Origin of the sequence: Halocola ammonii, assembly GCF_049334165.1 — a bacterium.
In the GTDB taxonomy this organism is placed as follows: Bacteria; Bacteroidota; Bacteroidia; order Flavobacteriales_D; family Sanyastnellaceae; genus JBEGHD01.
In genome coordinates this window covers 301,101-319,354 of the sequence record NZ_JBEGHD010000001.1, presented here as the reverse complement: position 1 = coordinate 319,354, position 18,254 = coordinate 301,101, and the positions used below count along the sequence as shown (strand labels likewise).

Here is an 18,254-nt window from a genome sequence, read left to right as displayed (position 1 = left end):
ACCCTAATTTGCAGAGCAATTCTACCACTATTAAAGTAGTAGCAGTGTAAGAAGCCGGCCTTTAGACCATGTTGACTTTTCCTACAAGGTTGTAGGAATGAGGAAAGGCTTTTAGAACATCTTTAACTGAGAAGTGTGGCGTGGAATGAAGTCGTCAAAATTAAGAGGCTCTTTTTCCCATTTGGGTAAAAACTGTTTTCGAGCGAGTTCTACCATTTGTTTCACTTGCTCAGCGTATCTTCCTTCGCCTTTCATTCGTGTCTTCCAACGGCTTTCGTTGAGAGTCCCTGAGTGGGTGGCTTTAATCTGGTTAATAATTTTTTCAGATCGGTCTGGAAACTTTTCTTCTACCCATTTTTCGAAAATCTCGGCAATTTGACCGTTGAGTCTCACCATGATGTAGCTCACAGTTTTGGCTCCCCGTTTTCCAACTTCTTCCACGAGTTTAAACACTTCGTGATTGTTCATCCCTGGTATAATTGGAGCCATATTTACGTTAACGGCTATTCCATTTTGGGATAAGACTTCTACCGTTTTTAGTCGTTGTTTAACGCTGGCCGTTCGAGGTTCTAAAACCCTTCGAAGAGATTCGTCAAGTGAGGTGATCGAGATAGTTACTCTCAACAGACCTCTTTCATTTAGCTCCCTTAGTAAATCAAGATCGCGGAGTATTAAGCTGTTTTTGGTGATCAGGCCTACAGGGTGACGATGGCGCAAGCACGTTTTCAGCAGCTGACGCGTGAGTTGAAACTTTCGCTCGGCTGGCTGATAGCAATCGGTGTTGCCGGAAATTACGATAATCTCAGGCTTGTAAGATTTAGAGGCGAATGCTTTCTCCAGTAATTCAGGAGCATTCTTCTTAATCAGGATATTTTTCTCGAAGTCGCGGCCGGCACTGTATCCCCAATATTCGTGGCTGTTTCTGGCATAACAGTAAACGCAGCCATGTTCGCAACCCTGGTACGGATTAATTGAATAGTTGAATCCGATATCCGGGCTGTTGTTTTTACTGATAATGGATTTCGGAAATACTTCGAGGTAGTTGGTTTTGTTCGATTCCGGTTCTTCACCTTCCAGGTGACAGTATTCGAGATATTCTTCGTCAGTCAGGTATTGATTTGCTTCAAACCTGTTGTGCGGATTGTGCTGCGCACCGCGTCCGTGAATATCTTTCTTGGAATTACTCATTTTATTAGAGTGCTAATATAATGAGCGAAAAAATAATCAACAAGAGATAGTGAATGTGATGAGACTACATTCTTTCCACACCGGTTTTTCCATAGTGAGCGGTGAAAGCTACGATCATGCAGGAAATAATCACTCCGAGGCTGATGGCCAGGAGCGCGTGACTTCGTTTCACTTTGAAAACGTGAGCTGCGATTGTCCCCATGTAAGCACCAGTGACGGGCAATGGAATCATTACAAAAAGCATAAGTCCCCAGAAGCCATATTTCTGCACTCTTTCACCAATCCCGGACTTGGCGCGTCTTGCGAGCTTAATGCTTTGCCTCCTGTAACTCTTATACTTCCAAAAACGCGTGTCGAATTTGTCGATCAGGAAAGTCAGCAAGGGATAAACCAGTAAGTTGGCGGAGAGCCCAACCAGAAAGACCAAAACCGGATTAACATCTCGAATAATGCCATAGGGAATGCCGACTCTGGCTTCTCCAAGTGGAGAAATACTTATAAGAAATACCCAAGCTAAGTGCGTTATCATTCCAAAATTTTCAGAAGCGCAAAGGTAATTGAAATGATAAATTGGCGATTCTAAATATTTCTAAATATCGAAGTTAGTCCTTAATCAGCTTGAGCACCTTTTGACGATCTCCACTCATAGAGATCCGAATCAGATAGATGCCGGTTTCCAGCTCACTTACATCCACTGATCTGAGATTTTCACCCTTCCGGTGGATTTTTCCTGTGAGATCGAGGACTTCAACAAAAAACTGTTCGCCTTTAAGTCCTTTGATCTGTACTTTTTCAGAAGCTGGATTTGGGTAAACGGAAGCATGAATTGGCTCCTGTTCCTGCACATCGATAGTACCATCACCTAGATAGTTGAAGAGTTCTCCGGTCATTTGGCCATCTGAGTAGTTTCTAAAATAAGTGGCAATTGGGAAGCTGATATTCTCCTCGTACCAAAAATAGATGGTGTCAGTAGTAGTTGTCACAACCTGGCCCGATGTAGATTCTTGAGCATTCCTCACGATTTGGATGCGCAGTGCATTGGAGAAAGTTTCTTCAGGAGTAATCAAAGTTCCATAGCCGTCTGATGTTACATCAACTGTTCCTTCCCGATCGAAATTCTGACCGAAAATGTCGATGGTACCCGAATAAGTGTCTGAGTAACTATCGCCATAGGTGAATGGAAATCTCATTTGATCCTGGCCGTCAGTGTAGATGATGCTTGCACCTGAGCCAGAGGTCCCATAAAAAGTAAAAGCATTGTTGCCAGTTCCAAAGTAGGTGTTGGTTCCCTGTTGGTTGAAAAAAATATCCGCTTCGGGAAAGTCAGCGTTGCTGCTGGACTCAATATCCACTGGTGCCGAACTCGAAGGCTCCAGCGATGAAAAATCCCAGGTCACGTCTTCGCCCGATGGTCCTGCATTGAAACCTCCCGGTAGAGAACTCACAATTTGCTGAGTGAATTGATCGCCCACGCTTGGATTGTGTTCAGATGCAGTCACAGTGATCTGAGTGAAGGCCGTTAATACACAGAAAGTTGTCGTAAGTGAAAGTATCAGTTTTTTCATAAGTCGCTTTGAGTTTTCACGAATATGAAAATCTCAAAAGACAATCCAAAACCTAACACCCGAAGATACCTAATAGGCTCTTTCTTTTCGGCCTTCCATGTAGTAAATGAAAGCCCTATTCACCACCTTGTTGCCACCAGGCGTTGGGTAGTTTCCAGTGAAGTACCAATCTCCCAGGTTGTTTGGACAAGCCTTGTGAAGGTTTTCTATCGTCTGATAAATGATCTCTACCTCTGCATTGATTTCAGGTGGTGTGAGAAGTTCAGAAATCTTGGCAGATATTTCATCTGCCGAAAACGGTGCATAAACTTCTTTCACGTAGTTTTTTATCTGCTCTTTGGGTAGGTTTTCCTGCTCTTTGCACTTCTGGTAAACCGACTTAAGCACATCTTCTTTTCCGTTTTCTTTGAGAAGTGCCACCGCAGCCTGGAAAGCAATGAAGTCGCCCATTCTGGCCATGTCGATGCCGTAGCAATCCGGATAGCGAATTTGGGGAGCAGACGAAACCACAACAATTTTCTTGGGGTTCAGGCGGTCGAGAATACGAATAATCGACTGGCGAAGAGTTGTTCCGCGAACGATGCTGTCATCGATCACCACCAGGTTATCTTCCTTGTCTTTGATGGTGCCGTAAGTGATGTCGTAAACGTGGGCCACCATGTCATCGCGGGCATCGTCCTGCGTGATGAAAGTTCGGAGCTTGGCATCTTTAATCGCAATTTTTTCAACTCTTGGTCGAATGCTCAGGATGTCGATGAGCTCTTCGTCATTTTCATCCAATCCACGCTTTTTAATCTTCTTCAGCTTTACCTCATTCAGATAATCTTCTACGCCTTTAATCATTCCGTAGAATGAAGTCTCAGCCGTGTTGGGGATAAACGAGAAAACCGAATTTCTCAAGTCGTAGTCCACCGATTTTAAAATGGCTGGGACGATGAACCTACCGAGGTTTTTGCGCTCCTCGTAGATGTCTTTGTCGCTTCCGCGAGAAAAGTAGATTCGTTCAAATGAGCAAGCTTTTCGTTCTAGTGGTTCGCGCACCTGCTTCATGCTCACCTTACCGTCTTTTTTGATAATCAGCGCGTGTCCCGGATCAATTTCTTTGATGCTCTCGATGGGCACGTTGAAAGCCGTTTGAATTACCGGGCGCTCTGAAGTGACCACCACAACTTCGTCATCTTCGTAGAAAAATGCCGGGCGTATTCCCGAAGGATCGCGGAGAACGAATGCATCTCCGTGACCCATGAGTCCGGCCATGGCGTAACCACCGTCCCAGTCTTCTGCAGATCGCTGCAAAATCCCCTGAATATCCAGGTTAGCTGCGATGCGATCTGAAATTTGCTTTTTGGAGTAGCCCTGTGATTTGTAGAGTTGAAAGAGGCGTTCATTTTCTTCATCCAGAAAGTGACCTATTTTCTCCATCACCGTAACGGTGTCGGCTTTTTCTTTTGGGTGCTGTCCGAGTTCTACAAGCAGTCCAAAAAGCTCGTCAACATTGGTGAGGTTGAAGTTTCCGGCAACAACCAGGTTTCTGGTCATCCAGTTGTTTTGGCGCAAAAACGGGTGACAGCTTTCGATGCTGTTTTTCCCAAAAGTACCATAGCGCAGGTGACCGAGAAAAAGCTCTCCAGTGAATCCGAAGTTGTCTTTCAGGTACTGTACGTCTTTGAGTTTTTCAGGGTCGTTCTTTTCGAGTTCCTGAAATCGACTGTTTACCTGATCGAAAACATCGGCAATGGGCTTGTTGCTGTTCGATCGCATTCTGCTGATGTAGCGCTTGCCGGGCTCCACATCGAGTTTGATGTTGGCCAAACCGGCACCATCCTGACCTCTGTTGTGCTGCTTCTCCATGAGCAGGTACATTTTGTTTAGGCCGTAGAATGCTGTTCCGTATTTTTTGCGGTAATAGTCGAGTGGTTGTTTTAACCGGAGAAGTGCGATTCCGCACTCGTGCTTGATAGCGTCACTCATTGGAATTTGCTCGAAATTTGAGCTGCAAAAGTACGGATTTTAATAGGAATGGAAAGTTAAATTCTCAAAGGTGAAGTCGTTCGTTTTCAATTCCGTTTTTTCCGGATTTTCGGATCTCTGGAAGTGTGGAAAACGGCCTGGATGTAGATCACGTTTTTCTTCTCATCAACAGAAAAGTGAACCATGAATGGGAATTTCTTTAGGGGGTAGCAACGCGTGGTATCGTAACGAATTTGAAAAAAATGAACGGACTTGAGTTCTTCTAAGGATTTATAAACTTCTTTGTAAAATCTTCGGCCTAATCCAGGTTTCTGTTAATTGTACCAACGGATAGATTTTTGAATATCTACTTCGGCTTCTTAAAGAACTATAATATCCGGACTTTTAGTCATCCAGGTTGGATTTATCTTTTATATCATCCCATTTTTTGGCGCTACCTGGATTCTGCTCATAGTGCTTCATTCGTTCCCTCACAATTTGCTTGTGCTCTTCTGGAATTTCATAGTCGTGCGAAGTTTCCGTTTCGTCAGAGATTTCGAAGCCCAGGTGCTTCACGAGTTCAAGGAAAAACTTGACTTTATTCTCTGGTATTTAGAGTGTGACTTCTTTCATGGTGCATTGAGTGTCTGTAATCAAATTTAAGAAATCCTCTCTATGCCCGAATCAAATGAGCGAGAGGGGAGACCATCTCAGGTTGAGCATTTAATTCCTTCCCCATTCTGCCTTGCAATCCTCCCGTGTGAATCGCCAAAATTTTTGTTCCGGATTTCACTTTACCATGTGCGATTAGCTCTAGTAAACCATACATCATTTTGCCAGTGTAAATCGGGTCGAGTGGAATTCCCGTTGTATCTTCGAACTCTTTCATAAAGGCCAAAAGGTGCGGTGTAGTTTTGGCAAAGCCACCAAAATGGTAGTCTGTGATGAGGTCGAATTTGTGATCGAATTCCTTTCCTACTGCCGGATCGCCCAGCGTCCAACCGGTAAAACTGTTGATTTCTTCTCTAAGAAACTCACCGCCTTTAAGAGCCGGGAAGCCCCAGGCTTTTTGATTGTCTTTTAGTGAGAGAACGATCCCGCTCAAAGTGGCTCCTGTTCCGCAAGACGTGGCGATGAGGTCGTAATCCACATCCTCTTTTTCAAGGATTTCCATGCAGCCATTTACACCGAGAAAGTTGGAACCGCCTTCGGGAATGATGTAAACCGAGCCGTGTAGATCGCGCAGCCACGCTTTGAAGTAGTCTTCATTCTTTTCACGGTATTCGGCTCGCGAAACAAATTGAAGTTTCATTCCGCACCCCCTGGCAAATTTCAGCGTGTCGCTGTACTCTGCAGGTTCTTCGCCCCGTATCACTCCAATCGTCTCGAAACCAAATTCCTTTCCTGCAGCAGCAGTAGAAAAGATGTGATTGCTCCAGGCTCCGCCAAAAGTGAGAATCGTTTTGTGGCCGAGTTCACGGGCTTTTTCGAGGTTGTATTTAAGCTTGAAAAACTTGTTTCCCTGAACCTCCGGGTGAATGCGATCCAACCTTTTGAGGAAGAGTTTTACTCCTGCCTTCTCCAGAAAGGAGAAAGTCAATTCCTTATTTATGGCTTTGTCGAGATCAATCATGAAACGCAATTTAATTTTTCTCAGTCATTCACGAACAACTGGCATTTTGAACGATTTCTTTTCGATGTGAAAAATGGAATAACTTTTTTTGCATTCGATTGTTGCAAAGCCGTAACCAAACTAATTTTGAAAGAGCAGACCGATGGCAGAGATGGATGACATGTCGGGCTTTAACCCGTTCCGTAAGCTGGATCCCGAAGACTTTTATAAAAGTCCAGAAGGCTACATAGTTTTTACAGAGAAGTATCATTTAAAAAGAGGCTATTGCTGCCGCAGTGGCTGTAAGCACTGCCCTTATGGATTTACCAATCGCAAGGCGAAGTGATCTGCCCGAAAATGGCTGTTTTGCCCAAGTCTCATTAACTTTACACGATCAAAAATTTTTCAGTTATGCCAACGCTCACAGACACCATGTCCAAAGAAGATTTTCAGAAAGCTATTGTGGAGGGAATTCCTTCGGATATTCCTGCTGCAAAACCCTATGATCCGGAAGCTAATCACGCACCGAAGCGAAAAGAAATTTTGAATGAAAAGGAAAAGCAGTTGGCGCTGAAAAATGCTCTGCGCTACTTCCCCAAAGAGCAGCACGCTGAATTGGCACCTGAGTTTGCGCAGGAGTTGAAAGATTACGGAAGAATTTACATGTATCGCTATCGTCCAGATTACGAAATGTTGGCCAGACCGATAGACTGGTATCCGGCTAAATGCCAGCAAGCTGCGGGGATAATGGTGATGATCCAAAACAATCTCGATCCGGCAGTGGCGCAGCACCCGCATGAACTGATCACTTACGGTGGAAACGGAGCGGTTTTTCAAAACTGGGCGCAGTACAGACTGGTGATGAAATACCTTTCGGAGATGACCGAAGAGCAGACACTGATCATGAACAGCGGCCATCCGCAGGGGCTTTTTCCTTCCCACAAAGATGCACCGAGAGTGGTGGTGACCAACGGGATGATGATTCCGAACTACAGCAAGCCAGACGACTGGGAGAAATTTAATGCGCTGGGTGTGACACAGTACGGACAAATGACTGCAGGTTCTTACATGTACATCGGGCCTCAGGGAATTGTGCACGGTACAACGATCACCGTGTTAAATGCCGGAAGAAAAATTTCAAAGTCGGGCGAAGGACTGGCCGGAAAGCTTTTCGTCACAGCCGGACTCGGTGGAATGAGTGGGGCTCAGCCAAAGGCAGCAAGCATTGCTGGTTGTGTTTCGGTGACTGCAGAAGTGAATCCAAACGCGGCTCACAAGCGCCACAAACAAGGATGGGTGGATGAAATTATCGAAGACCTGGACGAGCTGACAGAAAGAGTGAAGAAGGCAAAAGCAGGTAAAGAAGTCGTGTCGATTGCCTACCTCGGAAACATTGTGGATGTCTGGGAGAAATTCGATAAAGAAGGCGTTTACGTTGATCTTGGTTCCGACCAAACATCGCTTCACAATCCGTGGGCTGGTGGTTACTATCCGGCAGGATTGAGCTTTGAAGAGTCCAACAAAATGATGGCCGAAAATCCTGAGCAGTTTAAAGTGAAAGTTCAGGAATCACTGAGAAAGCAGGCGGCTTCAATCAATAACCACACTGCAAAAGGAACTTATTTCTTCGATTACGGAAATGCCTTCTTGTTGGAAGCTTCCCGTGCCGGAGCCGATATCATGAACGAAGACGGTGATGGGTTCATCTATCCTTCTTACGTGCAGGACATCATGGGGCCGATGTGTTTCGATTATGGCTTTGGTCCGTTCCGCTGGGTTTGTACGAGCGGCAAGCCTGAGGATCTTCAAAAAACCGATGACATTGCCTGCGAAGTGCTCGAAGAAATCCGCAAAAACTCACCTGAAGAAATCCAGCAACAGATGGCGGACAACATCCAGTGGATTCAGGGAGCACAGGAAAATAAACTGGTAGTCGGATCGCAAGCAAGAATTCTTTATGCCGATGCAGAAGGTCGAATGAAGATCGCCAAAGCGTTCAACGATGCTATCGCCAAAGGTGAGATCGGACCGGTAGTTCTCGGTCGCGACCACCACGATGTTTCGGGAACAGATTCGCCTTACCGTGAGACTTCAAATATTTATGATGGATCTCAATTCACAGCCGACATGGCCGTGCAAAACTTCGTGGGAGACGGTTTCCGCGGAGCCACCTGGATTTCGCTGCACAATGGGGGTGGAGTAGGCTGGGGCGAAGTGATCAACGGAGGTTTTGGAATGCTCCTCGATGGATCTGAAGACAGCGAGCGCAGACTAAAAATGATGCTCCACTGGGATGTAAACAACGGAATTGCACGCAGAAGCTGGGCCAGAAACGAAGGGGCCATCTTCGCCATCAAACGAGCGATGAAAGAAGAGCCAAGACTGAAAGTGACTTTGCCGAATGTGGCGGATGATGATTTGGTGAAGGGGGTTTTGAAGGGTTAATCTAAATAAGGAAGGTTCGCGGTATCTCGTCTATCGTCCCAGATTAATAGGACAATCAGTGATTTTTCGCTGATTTGATAGAAGATCTTAAAATGACGAATTTGCCTATACCTCACCTTTTTAGTGTTCGTGGGGGTACCGGCTTCAGGAAAGGTTGCGGCTAATTTCATGGCCTCATTGAAGAGTCGCTCAAGTTTTTGGGCGTAAGTAATAGACCTATTTCTATTAATCCAGTATTCGAAGATTGCCAGTTTGTCCCTGTTCGCTCTTAGAGACCAGTGGACTGTTTTTTCAACCATTCTGAAATAAATTTTTCAGATTCTTCCTGAGTCATAGTTCTGCCTCTCGAAATATCTTCAAAGGCTTCATTAACCTTGCTTTCTTGTTGCGGGTTCAGCGTGTAGACTTCAGTGAATTCTGTTTCTGCCGAGATAAGTTGCAGGATTTCTTTGAGAACAGATTCATTCTCAATTTCAGATATCCGGTCTATGATTAATTGTTTGATGCTCATAGGAATAAAATTAAGAAAAAGAATACAAAACCGGCCTCGAAGGCGAAGCGTCATTTTCAAACGGGGCAAACTGAATTTCCAGCAGATAATCCCCGTCTTTCACTTCATCGGGAACGAAAATCAATTCGGTGATGGTTCTCTCCAGATTTGGATTTGAAGGATAATTCCAAAAGAGGTGATGAGCTGCCAGTGCACCTCCGTCTTCTTCACGGTCTACTGAAGGTAGGTCGAGCAGAAGGTGATCTGCTCCGGCATCGAGAATTGCCTGGATGGCATCAGTAGTTAGGTAAGCCGGATTGGTGTTTGAGTAGTTGGTGGTTTTTTTGAGCGAATCGTTAGGAAGAGTTCTGATCACGATGGCCTTTCCATCAAATCCTTTCAGCTTTTCTTTAAGTAAATCTGCAGTGATAATTCGATCGCCTTTTTGGGTTCCGTCTTTTGATCCGTCAGCAACTTCTGGTTGTACCGAGATCAATCGGGCCCAGTGAAAGTAGTTTTTCAAAGTCTGGTTGATGCTGTACTCTTCATGGCTGATGTGACCCACGCATTCTGTGTGGGTGCCGTTTCCGTGTGGGTTAAATTTGATGTCTCGAAAATTCACCGAGCCACCCAATTTCACACTTCCGGTGAACTGCTCGGTCATCACCGGTTCGATGGAAACCGGATCAACGTACCAGGCTAAGGCGCCTTCTTTTGAGGAAAGAAGCAAACTGATGTCGATGGGTTTTGACAAGTCGACTTTGACTTCCCTGTCTCCTTTTTTGATGGTTGCGATCATGATTCAATAATAAAGAATTCTGCGGCAATTCCATCGGCCATCAGCATTCCTTCTTCGGTGACTTTCCAGGTGTCGGCTTGTTTTTTTATCCAGCCTTCATCTTTGAATCGCTTCAATTCGTTTGCAAACTTCTCTTCAAAATCGACTTCAAATTCAGTCTTCATTTTTTCCACTGAAACGCCCCAAATCGTTCTTAAAGAAGTCAGGATGTACTCGTTGTATTGAGTGTTTAAGCTCAGTTCTTCGGTTTCTATCGGAAGTCCGTCTTTCTCCAGCGACTTGATGTAGCGGCTGTTGTTTGCGACATTCCACGAGCGACTTTTTCCATCAAAAGAGTGTGCCGAAGGACCAACTCCGAGGTAGTGCTTGCTGAGCCAGTATGACGTGTTGTGACGAGAGTAAAACTCTGCTTTTCCGAAGTTGGAAACCTCGTAGTGATCAAAACCGTTTTCCTTCATCGCCTTCACCATTATTTCAAACTGGTTGGCGGCCATTTCTTCGTCAACTGGGTTTAGCTTTCCCTTTTTCACGAAGTGTGCAAAGGCAGTTCCCGGCTCAATGGTGAGGCAATAGCTGGAAATGTGATCGGGCTTTAGATCGAAAGCCTGTTGCAGGTTAGCTTTCCACTCCTCGTTTGTCAATCCCGGAATGCCGTAAATCAGGTCGATTGAAATGTTTTTAAAACCATGATTTCTAGCTGACGGAACACAGGTTAGAGCCTGCTCCACATCGTGAGCCCGGTTCATCATTTTGAGGTCATCAGCCCGAAAAGATTGGATGCCGATACTGAGCCGGTTGATCGGCAGTGCTTCCAACTCTTTCAGCTTTTCTTCTGAAAGATCATCCGGATTGGCCTCCAGCGTGATTTCTGGATTTTCGGTTACCGGAAACAACTCGTAGACTTTATCCAAAATCGACTGCAGTTCCTGTGGGTTCAGCAAACTGGGAGTTCCACCACCGAAGTAGATGGTTTCTACCGGTTGATCGTTGAGGTAGCCTTTTCGCAGCTCGAGCTCCCTGCGAATCGACTCTACCAACTCAGTCCGCTGCTTCAGCGAAGTCGAAAAGTGGAAGTCACAGTAGTGGCAGGCCTGCTTACAAAACGGTATGTGGATGTAGATTCCTGCCATTGATTTTTACGCTCGTCTATAAATGTCCGATTTTTTCGTTACGCTAGTTTTGAAACCAGTCATTTACGAAAGTAAACTCCTTGCTTTCAAAACTTCACAAGCCTCGAACTTGAACATTATATTTCAAGCTTAAGTGCAAGTTTATTGATGACAGCACCGAAGCTATTCTCCCATCATGCCAAGAATCCGCTCATTAGTCTCATTCTCCTTCAGCTCTTCCAGAACCTCCTGCACTTTGGCAATTTGAGCTTCAATTCTGGAGATTTCACTCTTCAGGTTTTCGACTTGCTTCGGGTCTGAGTTTTCCGAGCTCTGCGCTGCTGAGAGTTCTTTTTCAAGACTCTCCAACTGAGCTTTGTAGTCCCCTCTGATGTTGGTCAACCCCTGATAGCCGCTGTACTTTATCCACCAGGTGTCGGTGTCAGTCACGGTGCTCTCAAAAACCGGAATTGCCTTGTTGATCACCTGATCGTTTTGCCCGGTGAGAAATGCCGAGTAACTCTGCATAAATGGGAAAAGCTCGAATCCGGTGACTTCTTTTGACTTCGCAATGAAAAACTCGTTGTGCTTCGGACTTCCGTCAGCCGCGTAAAGCTCTGCGATGTTCAATAAAATCTCCATTGATTCTTCATCTTCGAGTTTTTTAGCTTCTGTCATCGCCTTCTTCGGATTCACCTTGTGAAGTGCTTTGAGTGCTGACCCAATCACAGTGTAAGAGCTATCGCTGAGGTGGTTGACAAAAAGCTGCTCGTAGTTCTGTTCTGGGTAAGTCGCTGCAAGTGTTTCAATCGCAGTTGCCACCACACGCGAGTTCGAGTCGTGGTCAACCATCTGGTTAAGCACGTTTTCGATTTGAGGTCTGGCAGCTTCTATTTTGTCGACACCGCCCAACGCCATTGCGCGAATGTTCCAAAAAGGATCGGTGAGTGCTTCAAAAATAATTGTGGTATCACCGGGAATGCTTCGGTTCAGCGCAACGTTCAGCGCCTCGTAGCGATCGAAGTAATTTGATGAGTTTTCCCAGAGTTCTTGCCACATTTCGTCTGGCTTGTTGTCTGTTTTTTGGGCAAGCAGTGATTTGTCTGCATCCACTTTCACGAGAGTCGGCTTCGAGTCTACATCGAATCTGAACATCTGCTCATCGTGCTCCAGCCAAACGCGTTGTCTGCGGTATTCGTCACCGTTCCAAATTTCAATGTCGATGGGGAGCTTAAAGATCGGAGCCGATTCGAGGTTTTGCATCTGCTTGATCACCACTTGCTGCTGTTTTAGCGAATCGTTGTAGAAATAGCTGATGTCGAGCACCGGGTGACCGCTGTTCAAAAACCACTGATTGAAAAACCAGTTCATGTCTTTCCCTGTCACTTCCTCAACGGCAAGTCTGAGGTGGTGGATCTCGGCAGGTTCAAACTCGTTGTCCTTGAGGTATTTTTCCAGTGAAGCAAAAAATGCTTCATCGCCAATCGTTTTTCTGAGCATGTGCAAAATGGAGCCACCTTTGTTGTAAGAGTGCGCGTCAAACATGTCCATGCGGTGGTCGTAGTGGAATCGAATCAAATCCACTTTCTTGTTTTGCGCTTCGGAAAAATAACCGCCATTCGCATTCTGACGATGGTAGTCAGCCTTGTCTTTTCCGTATTTGTGTTCAAACCAGAGGTACTCTCCGTAAGTCGCAAATGATTCGTTGAGCGGTAGGTTGGCCCACGACTCGCAGGTTACCAGGTCGCCAAACCAGTGGTGGAAAAGCTCATGAGCGATAATTGCTTCACTGTCGCCATCGAGCAACTCGCGATCGGTTTGCTGAACAAATTCTCCAAAAATGCTGGCAGAAGTGTTCTCCATTGCTCCCGAAACATAGTCGCGAACGGCCACCTGGCTGTACTTTGCCCACGGGTATTCGTAGCCCAACGCGTTTGAGTAAAACTCGATCATCTCGGGAGTGTTACCGAAAATCTTGAAAACGTAATCCTGATACTCTTCTTCCACGTAGTAGTCGACTGGAATTTCTTCTCCGCTCTCGCGCATCCACTTGTCGCGACCCACAGAGAATTCTCCAATCGCCATCATGAAGAGGTAAGGAGCGTGACGAAGATCCTGTTTCCAGTAGTCGGTGCGGGTGCCGTCTGCATTAAAGTTGCTGTAAACCAACTCGCCATTTGAGAGGGTTTTGAATCGGTCATCTACCGTGATGAAAATCTCCTGGGTGGTTTTTTCATTTGGCGTGTCCATCGTTGGGAACCAACACGAGCTCGCTTCAGTTTCTCCCTGTGTCCAAATTTGCTGAGGCTTGTCTTCGTTGCCCATTGGGTTAATAAAGTAAAGCCCCTTGTCAGAAGAAATTGCCGCGCTTCCACCTTCCGGCAAATCGTTTGGGCGAGCGGTGTAATCGATATAAACCATGAACGTGTCTGTCCTGGAAAAAGTAGTGTCGAGGTCGATGAAAACTTTCAGACTGTCGTAGCTAAAGCTCAAATCTTTCTTCTGGTTGTTTTCGCCCATCATGGCGATCTTGTGGAGGTCCATCCCTTTGGCGTCAATCACCAGGCTGTCCACATCGTAGAAATGTGGCTTAAAGGTGAGTTCGGCTTCTCCAAGCAAGTGCTGCTTTTCCCAGTCGAAGGAAACATCGAGGCGCGTGTGCAGCAAATCGTTGGTGATCGTGTTCGAGGCGCGATAAACTTTTTCAGGTTTTGGTTCCACTTCAATTTCCGGAAGGTCGATTACCTGAGGAGCCGAGGTTTCAGCAGATTCGTTGGAGTTGCTCAAAAGCTTGCAACCAGAAAAAAAGATGGTCGCTGCAAAAATGGCCACTAAAGAGATTCTGTTCATGAGGGTTTCAATTTACCGGCAAAATTAAGTGATTGACTCAGCTGGCGAAACAATATTCGGTTTATCGGAAAATGGATTGGATGAAGGGTGGGAGAAAGGAGGGAAATAGGGATTGAGGTAATTGGGGGATTAAGGGATTGAGGAATTGAAGTGGTTCGAGTTATTGTCTTTCGGAATTTTAAAGCTTGGTGCCTGATGCTTTTGGAGGTGAATTAGAGATAAAGTTGTGTGGCCGACTGGAATTAGGACTTTTGCCAGTTGCCAGTTGCCAGTTGCCAGTTGCCAGTTGCCAGTTGAAACTTGGTGCTTGGAATTAACCACCTAAGTCCCAGCGGGACGACACTTTGGTAGAATCCGGGTTTGACGATTAAAAAACGAGAGTCCCGGAGGGACGACATTATGGTTAGTTCACCATCCTAAAATCTGCAACGTCCTACTTCCACGAGAACTTCACACCGAGGCCGAGAACCATTATATCGGAAACGGACAAAGCTTCGTAATTGTCATCGTGAAAATAACTCGCCAGGTAGAGGTCGTTGGTTCCAAGCTCATAAAATGCCGATATGCGGTTCTTATCGCCAAGCGAATAAGTCACTTCACTTCCGATAAAAACATTGAACCGAAAAGCCGAAGACCACCAATAGTATTTCCTGGGGTATCTTTCTTGAAGTGCCGAATTGATAAAAAAATCATCTCCCGTAGAAAAGCTGAGGTGCATTCCAGCTCTAATAGGCTTGAAATGAAAATCGTCCTTTTCGATGTTCCAAAAAGAGTAGGTTCCTGTGGTTGTCAAAATCCAGAAGCCATCACCTGCGGCAAACTGCTCTGGCAGATGGCCAAGCTGAAAATCGAACTGCAGGTTTTTGACTCGGTTTTCGTATCCGAAGCCTACAGATAAAACTCCTTTTCCACCAGCAAACTCGCCCAGAGCGTGGTCTGGAATCCAGTCTACTTTTTCATCACCTTCTTGAGAAAAAGCCGCAAGTCCAAGAGCTAAAGCCACGAAAGTTAGAATCGTCCTCCTCATCAAAACTCAATGATTTGGTGAGAAAATGCGCCCGATTTGATATCGAGCAAAACGAACCGTTCTTTGCCCACGCTGTCGGTGTTGATATACGGAACACCAGAATTTTTTAACTCTCCACTGCCGTAGTTGTGGTGGTGACCGTTTAAGGTAAGCACAGGAGTTGGCGAGCTTGATAGAATTTCGAGAAATTCACTTTCGAGGCCCGAGTCGAAATCCTGACTGAAAATGGGGACGTGCATCACAACGACTGCCAACTCAAAACCTTCTGAATTTTGGACCTCAGATTCGAGCCAATCAAGATCCGGTACCCTTCCATTGAAATTGAACTCCCGGCTGTTGGTGTTCAGGAAAATGAACTTCACTCCGGAGTGGTTAAAGCTGTAGTTGTAAGGTCCGTACATCTCGTTGTAAACGTCTTCTCCCTGGGCCACAAAGTCGTGGTTCCCAATCACCGTAAAGTGGGGAGCATTCAGTTGGTTTAACCTTTCGCCCATCCAGTTGAATTCCTGGCTGAGTCCAAAATCTGTAATGTCGCCAGTGTGGATTACCAGATCAATATCGCCTCTGCCATTCACTGCTTCCACAAAACTCTCTGTGTCTTCGTAATGCCTCTGAGTGTCGCCAATCACAGCTATTCTTAGTGAGTCCTTTTCAGCAGTAGCTTGCAGTTTGGAAATATTCCGTTCGGTGAGGTTTTTATTATCTTCGTCCAGAATTAGCTGATTGGGGCTGTACTCCAACCAGTCGCAACCGCTAAAAGAAAGCGATAGCAACAGCAGAAAGGTCAGGTGAACAAAAGGCGACTTCTTCATTTTTGACATCTGCAATTAGGCATAACGAATTAAAGCTCTTAGGATTTGATAAAAGCAACTGTAAACAAGAAGAACACCTACGAAATCGAAATGTTGCTCGGTGACATTATCGAAGGAAAGGTAAATGAAAAAGCATTTGAGCTGGACCTCATTAAAACCGGGGAAGACAGTTTTCACGTGCTAAAAAACAATCAATCTTTTAACATTGATTTGCTTGGATACGATAGTGAAGAAAAGGTTTACAAAATTGCGGTTAACGGAAATGCCTACAGCATCGAGCTCGAAGATGAGTATGACCGACTACTCAAAGAAATGGGGCTCGAAAACCTTGCGGCTGCCAAGCAAAAGGAACTAAAAGCTCCTATGCCGGGGAAAGTGCTTAGCGTGATGGTAGAGCCAGGACAGGAAGTGGAAAAGAACGAGCCACTGTTGATCCTGGAGGCCATGAAAATGGAAAACGTCATAAAAGCACAGGATGAAGCAGTAGTGAAAAGCGTGAAAGTAGAAGAAGGCAAATCGGTTGAGAAGAACGCTGTCCTTATCGAGTTTGAGTAAGTTCAGGCGCTTCAGTTTTTCTAAATTCAGATTTCTAAAAAAGGCGATCAGCCATGTCTTTCTGAGTAAATAAAATCAACTCAGTTAGCTCTCTTGTCAACACCAAATATTCTCTACCTTTGGTTGAGAACACCCAAAAACATTATACCATGAGCACATTTCAGGACTACAATTTTTCAGGAAAACGCACGCTTGTTCGTGTAGATTTTAACGTTCCTCTTGACGAAAACGGCAAGGTGACAGACAACAGCAGAATCAAAGCTGCTTTGCCAACGATTAAGAAGATTTCAAAAGACGGAGGTCGGGTAATCTTGATGTCTCACTTTGGAAGGCCAAAAGGAAATGAAGAAAAGTACTCTTTGAAACAAGTAGTTGCCGAGCTCGAGGAGCTGCTCGGTAAAAAAGTAATGTTTGTGGATGAATGCGTTGGTGAAAAGTCGCTGGAGCAAACTGCCCAACTCAAGAAAGGTGAGGTAGCACTTTTGGAAAATGTTCGCTTTCATAAAGAAGAAACAGAGGGCGATGAGTTCTTTGCCGGTCAGCTTGCCGAGCACGGAGATGTTTTTGTAAACGATGCCTTTGGCGCAGCTCACCGCGAGCACGCTTCCACAGCTGTTATTGCACGCTTCTTCGAGCACGACAAACTCTTTGGTGCTCTCATGGAAAAAGAAATTATGAACATCGATAAAGTGCTCTACGGATCTACAAAACCCGTAACTGCGATTATCGGTGGAGCCAAGGTGAGTAGCAAAATAGAAATCATCGAAAACCTCATGGACTCGGTGGACAATATGATCATTGGCGGTGGAATGGCTTTTACTTTTATCCGCGCTCTCAAGGGCCGTATCGGTTCAAGCCTCACCGAAGACAAGCGACTACAAACAGCTCTCGATATTATGGATCTGGCAAAGCAAAGCGGAGTGAATTTCCTCCTGCCTACCGATGCCATCATCGCAGATAAGTTTGCCAACGATGCCGATCACAAAACTTGTGACATCAAGCAAATACCCGATGGATGGATGGGACTGGACATCGGTCCTGCCAGCACCAAAAAGTTTGCTGAAACAATTCTTCACTCACGCACCATTTTGTGGAATGGCCCGATGGGTGTTTTCGAAATGGAAAACTTCCAGACCGGAACCAAAAAAGTAGCTGAAGCAATTGCTGACGCCACGCAGGCGGGAAGCTTCTCACTCGTGGGTGGAGGCGACTCCGTAGCGGCACTTTCAAAATATGGCCTCGGAGAAAAAATGAGCTACGTCTCTACAGGCGGTGGAGCTATGCTCGAGTATCTCGAAGGAAAAGAGCTACCTGGAATAAAAGCCATCAAGTCAGCGAGCCTGGCCAGCGCAGAGGAGGAGTAGAATGAGTCGCTGCACACTTCTCATAGCATTTTTATTTTCCAGCTTTGCGGCTGTTGCTCAGGATGCTGCGGTATATCCCGAGCGTGAGGTTTTTTACGGCACACGAGTGCTCACCATCGAGGGTGGTCACATTATGCCCAACCAGTCGAACGTCTGGAATTCGGCTTTGATTACCATTTCCGACAACAAGATTTACAAGGGTTTTTCCACTTCCACATTCGATGTGATGTACAATGTTGATGAGGGGAGGCTACTTCCAGATCGCAGCCAGTTTAGTGGAGATGTGCTCTACACTTACCGAAATGGTAAAATTTACAAGGGAGACAGTAATTTTCCTTTGGATGTGGTATATACATTCAAAAACGGATACATTTACGAAGGAGACCAGGAGGCAGTGTTCGATATTCTCTACACCGTTGAGGGCGAGATCTCAATCCCCGAGTTGTATGGAATTTTGCTTTGCCTTGAGTTGATTTAGTAACCTTTAC

18 protein-coding genes are annotated in these 18,254 nt (G+C 45.5%); 5 read left to right on the top strand and 13 right to left on the bottom strand.

Annotated elements, in window-relative coordinates; all coding sequences use genetic code 11:
* Positions 1-111: 111 nt before the first annotated feature.
* The 6 genes from ABHV44_RS01325 to ABHV44_RS01300 all read right to left on the bottom strand — a co-directional run bounded on the left by ABHV44_RS01325 (position 112) and on the right by ABHV44_RS01300 (position 6,336).
* Positions 112-1,188, bottom strand: a complete 1,077-nt coding sequence (locus ABHV44_RS01325; protein ID WP_459072833.1) for a PA0069 family radical SAM protein — start codon at positions 1,186-1,188, stop codon at positions 112-114.
* Positions 1,189-1,252: 64 nt separating this feature from the next.
* Positions 1,253-1,717: a COG2426 family protein gene (locus tag ABHV44_RS01320; protein ID WP_459072832.1), complete on the bottom strand. Its 465-nt coding sequence runs from the start codon at positions 1,715-1,717 to the stop codon at positions 1,253-1,255.
* A gap of 73 nt (positions 1,718-1,790) precedes the next feature.
* Positions 1,791-2,753: a T9SS type A sorting domain-containing protein gene (locus tag ABHV44_RS01315; RefSeq protein WP_459072831.1), complete on the bottom strand. Its 963-nt coding sequence runs from the start codon at positions 2,751-2,753 to the stop codon at positions 1,791-1,793.
* Between the two features lie 69 nt (positions 2,754-2,822).
* A complete protein-coding gene (locus ABHV44_RS01310; protein WP_459072830.1) occupies positions 2,823-4,724 on the bottom strand; it encodes an amidophosphoribosyltransferase in 1,902 nt (633 codons plus the stop codon).
* 384 nt (positions 4,725-5,108) lie between these two features.
* On the bottom strand, positions 5,109-5,279 hold the full coding sequence (locus ABHV44_RS01305; RefSeq protein WP_459072829.1) for an addiction module protein: 171 nt from the start codon (positions 5,277-5,279) through the stop codon (positions 5,109-5,111).
* Between the two features lie 97 nt (positions 5,280-5,376).
* Positions 5,377-6,336: a 1-aminocyclopropane-1-carboxylate deaminase/D-cysteine desulfhydrase gene (locus ABHV44_RS01300; protein ID WP_459072828.1), complete on the bottom strand. Its 960-nt coding sequence runs from the start codon at positions 6,334-6,336 to the stop codon at positions 5,377-5,379.
* A gap of 151 nt (positions 6,337-6,487) precedes the next feature.
* Here ABHV44_RS01300 and ABHV44_RS01295 point away from each other — a divergent pair, with 151 nt between their 5' ends.
* Positions 6,488-6,661, top strand: coding sequence for a DUF5522 domain-containing protein (locus ABHV44_RS01295; protein WP_459073006.1), 174 nt, complete (start codon positions 6,488-6,490; stop codon positions 6,659-6,661).
* A gap of 65 nt (positions 6,662-6,726) precedes the next feature.
* Positions 6,727-8,760: a urocanate hydratase gene (locus ABHV44_RS01290; protein WP_459072827.1), complete on the top strand. Its 2,034-nt coding sequence runs from the start codon at positions 6,727-6,729 to the stop codon at positions 8,758-8,760.
* On the opposite strand, the gene ABHV44_RS01285 is transcribed toward ABHV44_RS01290, so the two are convergent.
* The 7 genes from ABHV44_RS01285 to ABHV44_RS01255 all read right to left on the bottom strand — a co-directional run bounded on the left by ABHV44_RS01285 (position 8,757) and on the right by ABHV44_RS01255 (position 15,847).
* Positions 8,757-9,059 (bottom strand): type II toxin-antitoxin system RelE/ParE family toxin, encoded by a 303-nt coding sequence (locus ABHV44_RS01285; protein WP_459072826.1) that lies wholly within the window; start codon positions 9,057-9,059, stop codon positions 8,757-8,759. The genes ABHV44_RS01290 and ABHV44_RS01285 overlap by 4 nt on opposite strands.
* On the bottom strand, positions 9,029-9,271 hold the full coding sequence (locus ABHV44_RS01280) for a hypothetical protein (protein ID WP_459072825.1): 243 nt from the start codon (positions 9,269-9,271) through the stop codon (positions 9,029-9,031). Before ABHV44_RS01280 ends, ABHV44_RS01285 begins: the two co-directional genes overlap by 31 nt.
* A 10-nt stretch (positions 9,272-9,281) precedes the next feature.
* Complete coding sequence (locus tag ABHV44_RS01275; RefSeq protein WP_459072824.1) at positions 9,282-10,049, bottom strand: cyclase family protein; 768 nt, start codon at positions 10,047-10,049, stop codon at positions 9,282-9,284.
* On the bottom strand, positions 10,046-11,179 hold the full coding sequence (hemW, locus tag ABHV44_RS01270; protein WP_459072823.1) for a radical SAM family heme chaperone HemW: 1,134 nt from the start codon (positions 11,177-11,179) through the stop codon (positions 10,046-10,048). The genes ABHV44_RS01275 and hemW overlap by 4 nt, the downstream gene beginning before the upstream one ends.
* A gap of 162 nt (positions 11,180-11,341) precedes the next feature.
* Positions 11,342-14,008, bottom strand: a complete 2,667-nt coding sequence (locus tag ABHV44_RS01265) for a M1 family aminopeptidase (RefSeq protein WP_459072822.1) — start codon at positions 14,006-14,008, stop codon at positions 11,342-11,344.
* A gap of 433 nt (positions 14,009-14,441) precedes the next feature.
* The gene (locus ABHV44_RS01260; protein WP_459072821.1) at positions 14,442-15,035 is read right to left on the bottom strand and encodes a hypothetical protein; all 594 of its coding nucleotides are present in this window, start codon (positions 15,033-15,035) and stop codon (positions 14,442-14,444) included.
* Entirely contained in the window at positions 15,035-15,847 is an 813-nt protein-coding gene (locus tag ABHV44_RS01255; protein WP_459072820.1) for a metallophosphoesterase family protein, read from the bottom strand. Before ABHV44_RS01255 ends, ABHV44_RS01260 begins: the two co-directional genes overlap by 1 nt.
* Before the next feature lie 45 nt (positions 15,848-15,892).
* Here ABHV44_RS01255 and ABHV44_RS01250 point away from each other — a divergent pair, with 45 nt between their 5' ends.
* The 3 genes from ABHV44_RS01250 (at position 15,893) to ABHV44_RS01240 (ending at position 18,244) form a co-directional block, all read left to right on the top strand.
* Positions 15,893-16,402, top strand: a complete 510-nt coding sequence (locus tag ABHV44_RS01250) for an acyl-CoA carboxylase biotin carboxyl carrier protein subunit (protein WP_459072819.1) — start codon at positions 15,893-15,895, stop codon at positions 16,400-16,402.
* Positions 16,403-16,551: 149 nt separating this feature from the next.
* The gene (locus tag ABHV44_RS01245; protein ID WP_459072818.1) at positions 16,552-17,766 is read left to right on the top strand and encodes a phosphoglycerate kinase; all 1,215 of its coding nucleotides are present in this window, start codon (positions 16,552-16,554) and stop codon (positions 17,764-17,766) included.
* A gap of 1 nt (position 17,767) precedes the next feature.
* Positions 17,768-18,244 (top strand): hypothetical protein, encoded by a 477-nt coding sequence (locus tag ABHV44_RS01240; RefSeq protein ID WP_459072817.1) that lies wholly within the window; start codon positions 17,768-17,770, stop codon positions 18,242-18,244.
* Positions 18,245-18,254: the final 10 nt, after the last annotated feature.

What these genes read in the sequence shown, in the direction of transcription:
- ABHV44_RS01295 (WP_459073006.1), top strand. Translation starts at nt 6,488, where the DNA reads ATGGATGACATGTCGGGCTTTAACCCGTTCCGTAAGCTGGATCCCGAA.
- ABHV44_RS01275 (WP_459072824.1), bottom strand. Translation starts at nt 10,049, where the DNA reads ATGATCGCAACCATCAAAAAAGGAGACAGGGAAGTCAAAGTCGACTTG.
- ABHV44_RS01280 (WP_459072825.1), bottom strand. Translation starts at nt 9,271, where the DNA reads ATGAGCATCAAACAATTAATCATAGACCGGATATCTGAAATTGAGAAT.
- ABHV44_RS01240 (WP_459072817.1), top strand. Translation starts at nt 17,768, where the DNA reads ATGAGTCGCTGCACACTTCTCATAGCATTTTTATTTTCCAGCTTTGCG.
- ABHV44_RS01285 (WP_459072826.1), bottom strand. Translation starts at nt 9,059, where the DNA reads ATGGTTGAAAAAACAGTCCACTGGTCTCTAAGAGCGAACAGGGACAAA.
- ABHV44_RS01265 (WP_459072822.1), bottom strand. Translation starts at nt 14,008, where the DNA reads ATGAACAGAATCTCTTTAGTGGCCATTTTTGCAGCGACCATCTTTTTT.
- ABHV44_RS01300 (WP_459072828.1), bottom strand. Translation starts at nt 6,336, where the DNA reads ATGATTGATCTCGACAAAGCCATAAATAAGGAATTGACTTTCTCCTTT.
- ABHV44_RS01325 (WP_459072833.1), bottom strand. Translation starts at nt 1,188, where the DNA reads ATGAGTAATTCCAAGAAAGATATTCACGGACGCGGTGCGCAGCACAAT.
- ABHV44_RS01310 (WP_459072830.1), bottom strand. Translation starts at nt 4,724, where the DNA reads ATGAGTGACGCTATCAAGCACGAGTGCGGAATCGCACTTCTCCGGTTA.
- ABHV44_RS01320 (WP_459072832.1), bottom strand. Translation starts at nt 1,717, where the DNA reads ATGATAACGCACTTAGCTTGGGTATTTCTTATAAGTATTTCTCCACTT.
- ABHV44_RS01255 (WP_459072820.1), bottom strand. Translation starts at nt 15,847, where the DNA reads ATGAAGAAGTCGCCTTTTGTTCACCTGACCTTTCTGCTGTTGCTATCG.
- ABHV44_RS01245 (WP_459072818.1), top strand. Translation starts at nt 16,552, where the DNA reads ATGAGCACATTTCAGGACTACAATTTTTCAGGAAAACGCACGCTTGTT.
- hemW (WP_459072823.1), bottom strand. Translation starts at nt 11,179, where the DNA reads ATGGCAGGAATCTACATCCACATACCGTTTTGTAAGCAGGCCTGCCAC.
- ABHV44_RS01290 (WP_459072827.1), top strand. Translation starts at nt 6,727, where the DNA reads ATGCCAACGCTCACAGACACCATGTCCAAAGAAGATTTTCAGAAAGCT.
- ABHV44_RS01260 (WP_459072821.1), bottom strand. Translation starts at nt 15,035, where the DNA reads ATGAGGAGGACGATTCTAACTTTCGTGGCTTTAGCTCTTGGACTTGCG.
- ABHV44_RS01315 (WP_459072831.1), bottom strand. Translation starts at nt 2,753, where the DNA reads ATGAAAAAACTGATACTTTCACTTACGACAACTTTCTGTGTATTAACG.